General features: G+C 69.8%; 4 protein-coding genes. 1 reads left to right on the top strand and 3 read right to left on the bottom strand.

What is annotated here, in order from left to right:
• From BWR60_RS35170 to BWR60_RS35160, 3 genes are all read right to left on the bottom strand, one after another.
• On the bottom strand, positions 1-516 hold a 516-nt coding region (locus BWR60_RS35170), incomplete at its 3' end, for an ImuA family protein (RefSeq protein ID WP_429913059.1).
• 321 nt (positions 517-837) lie between these two features.
• Entirely contained in the window at positions 838-1,212 is a 375-nt protein-coding gene (locus BWR60_RS35165; protein ID WP_088157873.1) for a YciI family protein, read from the bottom strand.
• Positions 1,213-1,286: 74 nt separating this feature from the next.
• Positions 1,287-1,718, bottom strand: coding sequence for a DUF5818 domain-containing protein (locus BWR60_RS35160; RefSeq protein WP_144445870.1), 432 nt, complete (start codon positions 1,716-1,718; stop codon positions 1,287-1,289).
• 299 nt (positions 1,719-2,017) lie between these two features.
• Between BWR60_RS35160 and BWR60_RS35155 the strand changes: the two genes are divergently transcribed.
• Entirely contained in the window at positions 2,018-6,889 is a 4,872-nt protein-coding gene (locus tag BWR60_RS35155) for an NAD-glutamate dehydrogenase (protein WP_088157869.1), read from the top strand.
• Positions 6,890-6,966: the final 77 nt, after the last annotated feature.

Below are 6,966 nucleotides of genomic sequence, written 5' to 3'. Positions count from 1 at the left end.
GACGATGCCGTCGGCCCCGGCCCGCGGGGCGACCGGCCGGCGCTGCAGCAGCAGGGCGGTGGTGCCGTGCGATTCGCAGGCCAGCTGCAGCCGCCGCTCGGCCAGCAGGTCGGTCCGCGCCGCCTCGGCCAGCACGGCGCCGAATCCCTTGGTGCGCAGCGCCTCCTCCGCCACCGCCAGCACGCCTTTCTCGTCGCGCGGCCGGACCAGGACCAGCCGGTCCGGCATCAGCCCCAGCGCGGCCAGGCCCGGCGGGTACAGGTCGTCGGCCGCGGCGCACCACAGCACCGGCCCGCGGCGCTGCAGCCGGGCCAGGAGGCGGGCGGCGAAGCCGGTGGCCGGCGCCCCGGCGGCATCGTCGCCGGTGCCGGCGATGCGGTGCAGCCGGCCGAGCGCCAGCCCGCCGCGCGGCAGGCGGTCATCGATCGGGGGCGAAACGAGCGACAGGACTCCCGGATCCTCGACAGCGGATCCGAACCGGTTCAGGCGCTCGCGCAGGGCGGCGAGGGCGGACATGGCGGGTCATGATGTTCCGTATTTGTTCCAATATGAATCCACCACGCCGCCCGAGAGTCAAGCCGACTCGGGATTCAGGCCAGGGCGATCGCTTGAGAGGAAAAGGCGCTTTCTCGTATTGCCTCTCCCGCTTGCGGGAGAGGTCGGAGACGCGAAGCGGCTCCGGGTGAGGGGCTTCGTCGAGGCCGGGACCAGCCCTCACCCGCCAGCGCTGCGCGCTGTCGACCTCTCCCGCGTCCGGCGGGAGAGGAAATCTGAGATCATCGTCTCAAGCGATTGCCCTGGGGCTCAGGCCAGGAACGGGAGTGGCCGCCGCGCCGATCAGCCGGGGCGGCTGTCGGGCAGGAACAGCCGGACCGGCCGGATCTCATAGCCGCCGATGCCGGGATTCGCCCGCTCCAGCTCCTTCGCGATCGCCACCGCCTCGTCCTGCGACTCGCAATCGACCATGTAGAAGCCGAGCATCTGCTCCTTGGTCTCGGCATAGGGGCCGTCGACCACCAGCGGCGGCTGGTGGCCCTTCATCAGCGTGGTGGCATCGGCGGTGAAGGCCAGCCGCGCGGCGGGCCCGAGCTTGCCCTCCGCCGCCAGCCGCTTGTGGACCAGGTCGAGCCGGGCCATGACCGCGTCGTCCTCCGCCTGAGTCCAGGCGCCGACGGCCTCTTCCGAGTTGTAGCAGAGAATGGCGTAGAGCATCCGGGCCTCCCCCTCCCAGTCCGGGCGGGGAGTATGCCCGGAGAGGCCCCGTCACGCCATCCCGGCCGGCGCGGTCAGGGCGCCGGCTGCACCACCACGGCGCCGGGGGCGACGGTCACGGCCGTGCCGTTGGCCGCCGGCAGATAGGCGCTGGTCATGACGTCGATCTTGTCGGCGCGCACCGTCTCCAGCGTCTGGCACAGCGACCATTTCGCCGTCGGGCCGGAGACGGTGACGCGGTCGCCGATCCGCACCGGCACCGGCTTGCCCTGGATCGCCACCTCGCTGCCGTCGTCGCGGCGCAGCACGGTGCAGGGCCGGCCGACCTGGAGCGTGCCGGTGTAGACGACGCCGACATCGTCATGCCACTCGGTCGACACCTTCGGGAAGTCGTAGGGCGGGATCTGCGCCGACTGCTGGCTGGCGGTCTGGCAGGCGCCCAGCAGGGTCGCCGCGGCGAGCGCGATGAAGAGGGTCGGCGAGGGGCGGAAGTGGATCGTCAACACGCGCTCTCTTTCTCGTTCGGGCGACCGGAGTCTTTTTCTTTCAATACAGTCGAAGCGGGGCCTGCGTCCAGCCGGCGATCAAAGCGAAGCCCGGGAAACCGCGCTTCGCATCAATCGAACCGGATTGCGGCGTTTTATGGTCCGAGATGTCGCCGGGCCGATTTTTCCCGCCGGCGGGTCGATGGCCGCCGCCGAACCGTCACGGTTCGGCGGTTTCCTTTTACTCGGGTTGATTGTATGCCCTTGGGGCCCTGATGCGGCCCAACCGTTCGGGCCGCACGCTCTTTGGAGTCTGCAGGATGTCAAAGGCCGACCAGCATAAGGCCGAAATCGTCGATGGTGTCGTGGCCCTGGCCAAGCAGCGGCTCGACCCGGCGAAGGGAGGGATGGCCGAGCGGTTCATCCGTCTGTACTTCCGCAACGTGCCGCCGCACGACGTGCTGCGCGAGGGCGGGGACACACTCTACAGCGTCGCCCTCGGCCTGCTGCAGTTCGGCGGCGAGCGCCGCAAGGGCGAGGTCAAGATCCGGATCTTCAATCCGGTCTATGACGATTACGGCTGGCGCAGCCCGCACACCGTGGTCGAGATCATCAACGACGACATGCCGTTCCTGGTCGATTCGGTGACCGCGGCGCTGTCCGAGCTCGGCCTGACCGTGCATCTGGTCGTGCACCCGATCCTGGCGGTCACCCGCGACGCCCAGGGAAGGCTGACCGACGTGCAGGACCCGGCCGCGGCGCCCGAGGGCGCGCCGGCCGAGAGCTTCATGCACCTGCAGATCGACGAACGCACCGACAAGGCGACGCTGGACCGGATCGCGTCGACGCTGCGCGGCGTGCTGGCCGATGTCCGCGCCGCGGTCGAGGACTGGGCCGCGATGCGGCAGCAGATCCGCACCGTGCTGGAGGAGCTGGACCACAAGGCGCTGCCGGTCGACCCCGGCGAGACGCGCGAGATCATCGCCTTCCTGGAATGGCTCGAGGACGACCATTTCACCTTCCTCGGCTACCGCCGCTACGACTTCGCCCGCAGCGACGAGGGGCTGGAGATCGAGATCGTGCCGGACAGCGGCCTGGGCATCCTGCGCCAGGCCGAGGTCTCGGTGTTCGACGGCGCCCGCCGCTACGACAAGCTGTCGGAAGAGGCGCAGTCGATGCTGCGCAGCACGGCGCCGCTGACCGTCACCAAGGCCAGCCTGAAGGCGACCGTGCACCGGCCGGTGCATCTCGACGTCTTCACCATCAAGATCTTCGACGAGGCGGGCGAGGTGGTGGGCGACCACCTGTTCGTCGGCCTGTTCACCTCGGTCGCCTACAGCCGCAGCGCCCGCGACATCCCCTATCTGCGGACCAAGGTCAGCCGCACCCTGGCGCGCGCCGGGATGGACCCGCGCAGCCATGACGGCAAGGCGCTGGGCCACATCCTCGACACCTATCCGCGCGACGAGCTGTTCCAGATCTCCGAGGAGCAGCTGCTCGACATCGGCATGGGCGTGCTGCACCTGCAGGAGCGGCAGCGGACGGCGTTGTTCGTGCGCCGCGACCCGTTCGGGCGCTTCGTCTCCTGCCTCGTCTACGTGCCGCGCGACCGCTACAACACCGACCTGCGCCACCGCATCCAGAAGATCCTGCAGAAGGCCTATGGCGGCGCGGTCACGGCCTTCACCACCCAGATGACCGAAGGGGCGCATGCCCGCGTCCACTTCCTGATCAAGACCGAGCCCGGCGCCGGCACCGACGAGCCGGTCGACGTGATCGAGGAGAAGCTGGTCGAGGCCGGGCGCAGCTGGTCCGACCTGCTGCAATCGGCCCTGGTCGAGAAGAAGGGCGAGGAGCAGGGGCTGATCCTGCTGCGCCGCTATGCCGAAGCCTTCCCGGCCGGCTACCGCGAGGAGACGACGCCGGCGGCCGCCATCGTCGACATCGAGCGGATCGAGGAGATCGACGAGGACGGCGAGATCGGGCTGCACCTGTTCCGCCCGATCGAGGCGGCGCCGAACGAGCTGCGCTTCAAGCTGTACCACCGCGGCACGCCGGTGCCGCTGTCCGACGTGCTGCCGATGCTGGAGCATCTCGGCTTCAAGGTGGTGTCGGAGTTCCCGACCGAGGTCGCGCTGTCGGGCCAGCCGCCGGTCTGGATCCATGATTTCGAGATGCGCAGCCGCAGCGGCGACGCGATCGACCTGAACCGCCTGAAGGCCGTGTTCCAGACCGCCTTCGAGCGGATCTGGACCGGAGACATGGAGGATGACCGGCTGAACCGGCTGGTGCTGGCCGGCGGCCTCGACTGGCGCTCGGTGACGCTCCTGCGCGCCTATGCCAAGTTCCTGCGCCAGGCCCGCTTCGCCTTCAGCCAGGAGACGATCGAGGACACGCTGGTCGCGCATCCGGAAACGACGCGCGCCATCGTCCGCATGTTCACCACCCGCTTCGACCCGGACCTGACCGGCGACCGCGAGGTGGCGATCCGCGGCATGCTGGTCGAGATCGAGCACGCGCTGGACGCGGTCACCAACCTGGACGAGGACCGCATCCTCCGCCGCTACCTGAACCTGGTGCGGTCGACCCTGCGCACCAACTACTTCCAGGCCGACGACCAGGGCCGGCCGAAATCCTACCTGTCGCTGAAGCTGGAGAGCCCGTCGGTCGAGGAGCTGCCGCTGCCGCGGCCCTGGCGCGAGATCTTCGTCTACAGCCCGCGGATGGAGGGCGTTCACCTCCGCGGCGGCAAGGTCGCCCGCGGCGGCATCCGCTGGTCCGACCGGCGCGAGGATTTCCGCACCGAGATCCTGGGGCTGATGAAGGCGCAGATGGTGAAGAACACCGTCATCGTGCCGGTCGGCTCGAAGGGCGGCTTCGTGCTGAAGCGGCCGCCGGCCGCCGCGGCCGGGCGCGAGGCGTTCCAGGCCGAAGGCGTCGAATGCTACAAGATCCTGATGCGCGGGATGCTCGACATCACCGACACCATTTCCGGCGGTGAGACCGTGCATCCGGAGCGCGTGGTCCGGCATGACGAGGACGATCCGTATCTCGTCGTCGCCGCCGACAAGGGCACGGCCACCTTCTCCGACATCGCCAACGGGGTGAGCCAGGATTACGGCTTCTGGCTGGACGACGCCTTCGCGTCGGGCGGGTCGGCCGGCTACGACCACAAGAAGATGGGCATCACCGCCCGCGGCGCCTGGGAATCGGTGAAGCGGCACTTCCGCGAGCTGGGCACCGACATCCAGAGCCAGGACTTCACCTGCGTCGGCGTCGGCGACATGTCGGGCGACGTGTTCGGCAACGGCATGATCCTGTCCGAGCACACCCGCCTGTTCGGCGCCTTCAACCACCTGCACATCTTCGTCGACCCCGACCCGGACGCGGCCACGAGCTTCGCCGAGCGCAAGCGGCTGTTCGACCTGGCCCGCGGCTCCTGGGACCAGTACGACCAGGCGAAGCTGTCGCCCGGCGGTGCCGTGTTCGACCGCAAGGCGAAGTCGATCAAGCTGTCGCCCGAGGTGCGCGCCCGCTTCGGCATCGAGCGCGAGACGGTGACGCCGAACGAGCTGATGCAGGCGATGCTGCGGGCCCAGGTCGACCTCCTGTGGTTCGGCGGCATCGGCACCTATGTGAAGAGCAGCCGCGAGAGCCACGCCGATGTCGGTGACAAGGCCAATGACGCGCTGCGCATCAACGGCCGCGACGTCCGCGCCCGGGTGATCGGCGAGGGCGCCAATCTCGGCGTCACCCAGTTCGGCCGCATCGAATACGCCCGCATCGGTGCCGGCGGCACGGGCGGCGCCAGCGGGTCGGGCGGCAAGATGAACACCGACTTCATCGACAACTCGGCCGGCGTCGACACCTCGGACCACGAGGTCAACATCAAGGTCCTTCTTGGGGCCGTGGTCCAGGCCGGCGACCTGACGCTGAAGCAGCGCAACGTGGTGCTGGAGAGCATGACCGAGGAGGTCGGCCACCTGGTGCTGCGCGACAACTACCTGCAGAGCCAGGCGCTGTCGCTGGCGGTCGGCGAGGGCTTCGAGGTGCTGGACCAGCAGGCCCGGCTGATGCGCGGGCTGGAGAAGGCCGGCAAGCTCGACCGTGTGATCGAGATGCTGCCAACCGATGAGGAGCTGACCCAGCGCTCCGGCAACCGCGAGGGGCTGACGAGGCCGGAGCAGGCGGTGCTGCTGGCCTATTCCAAGATCACCATCTACGACGCGCTGCTGGCCAGCGACCTGCCGGACGACCCGGCCCTGGTCGACGACCTGGTGCTGTACTTCCCGACGGCGCTGCGCGAGCGCTTCAAGGACGCCATCGCGCAGCACCGGCTGCGGCGCGAGATCGTGGCGACGGCCATCACCAACAGCATGGTGAACCGGGTTGGCGCCACCTTCGTGTCGGAGCTGATGGACAAGACCGGCATGGGCGTGGCCGACATCGCCCGCGCCTATCTGATCGTGCGCGACAGCTTCAGCCTGCGCGACATCTGGGCGGCGGTCGAGGCGCTGGACAACAAGGCCCAGGCCCAGGCCCAGATCCGCGCCATGCTGGCGACGCGGCGGCTGATCGAGCGCAGCGTCGCCTGGATCCTGCGCCAGCAGGGCCGCGGCCTGAACATCAGCCAGGACGTGGCGCATCTCAAGCCCGGCCTGGCCGAGCTGGAGAGCCAGCTGGACGCGGCGATCTTCGACGACGCCCGCGCCGTGATCGACGCCCGCGCCCTGGGCTTCGTCGAGGCCGGCTTCCCGGAGGATCTGGCCCGCCGCGTCGCCCGGCTGAACCTGTGGGCGGCGGGGCTGGACATCATCCGCATCGCCGACCAGGCCGGGCGCGGCGTCACCGAGGTGGCGGCGGTGTATTTCGAGACCGGGCGCCGGCTGGGCCTGGCCTGGCTGCGCGACGGCGCCAGCCGGATGCCGGCCAGCAACCACTGGCAGAAGCAGGCGGTGGGGGCGATCGTCGACGACCTGTACACGCTGCAGGCCGACCTCGCCGTGCGCGCCCTGCAGGACGCGCCCTCGGGCGCGGCCGGGACCGAGGCGGTGGAGGCCTGGGTCGGCCATCGTCAGGCGCCGGTGGACCGGATCGACCAGCTGGTGTCCGAGCTGAAGGCGCTGGACCAGGTCGACCTGTCGATGCTGGCCGTCGCCAACCGCAACCTGCGCGGCCTGGCGACGGGATAACGAGCCGGCTCCCTGATTTCTCCAGTCCCCCCTCCCCTTGCGGGAGGGGGTAGGGGGAGGGGTCTGCGCGCGTCCGC

Source organism: Inquilinus limosus (assembly GCF_002195995.1).
GTDB classification, from domain to species: Bacteria; Pseudomonadota; Alphaproteobacteria; order DSM-16000; family Inquilinaceae; genus Inquilinus; species Inquilinus limosus_C.
Note: the sequence above shows the minus strand (reverse complement) of the source record. Positions and strands in the feature narration are given on the sequence as shown.

Excerpts from the sequence above, each read along its gene's own strand:
- BWR60_RS35155 (WP_088157869.1), top strand. The coding sequence starts at position 2,018 with ATGTCAAAGGCCGACCAGCATAAGGCCGAAATCGTCGATGGTGTCGTG.
- BWR60_RS35165 (WP_088157873.1), bottom strand. The coding sequence starts at position 1,212 with ATGCTCTACGCCATTCTCTGCTACAACTCGGAAGAGGCCGTCGGCGCC.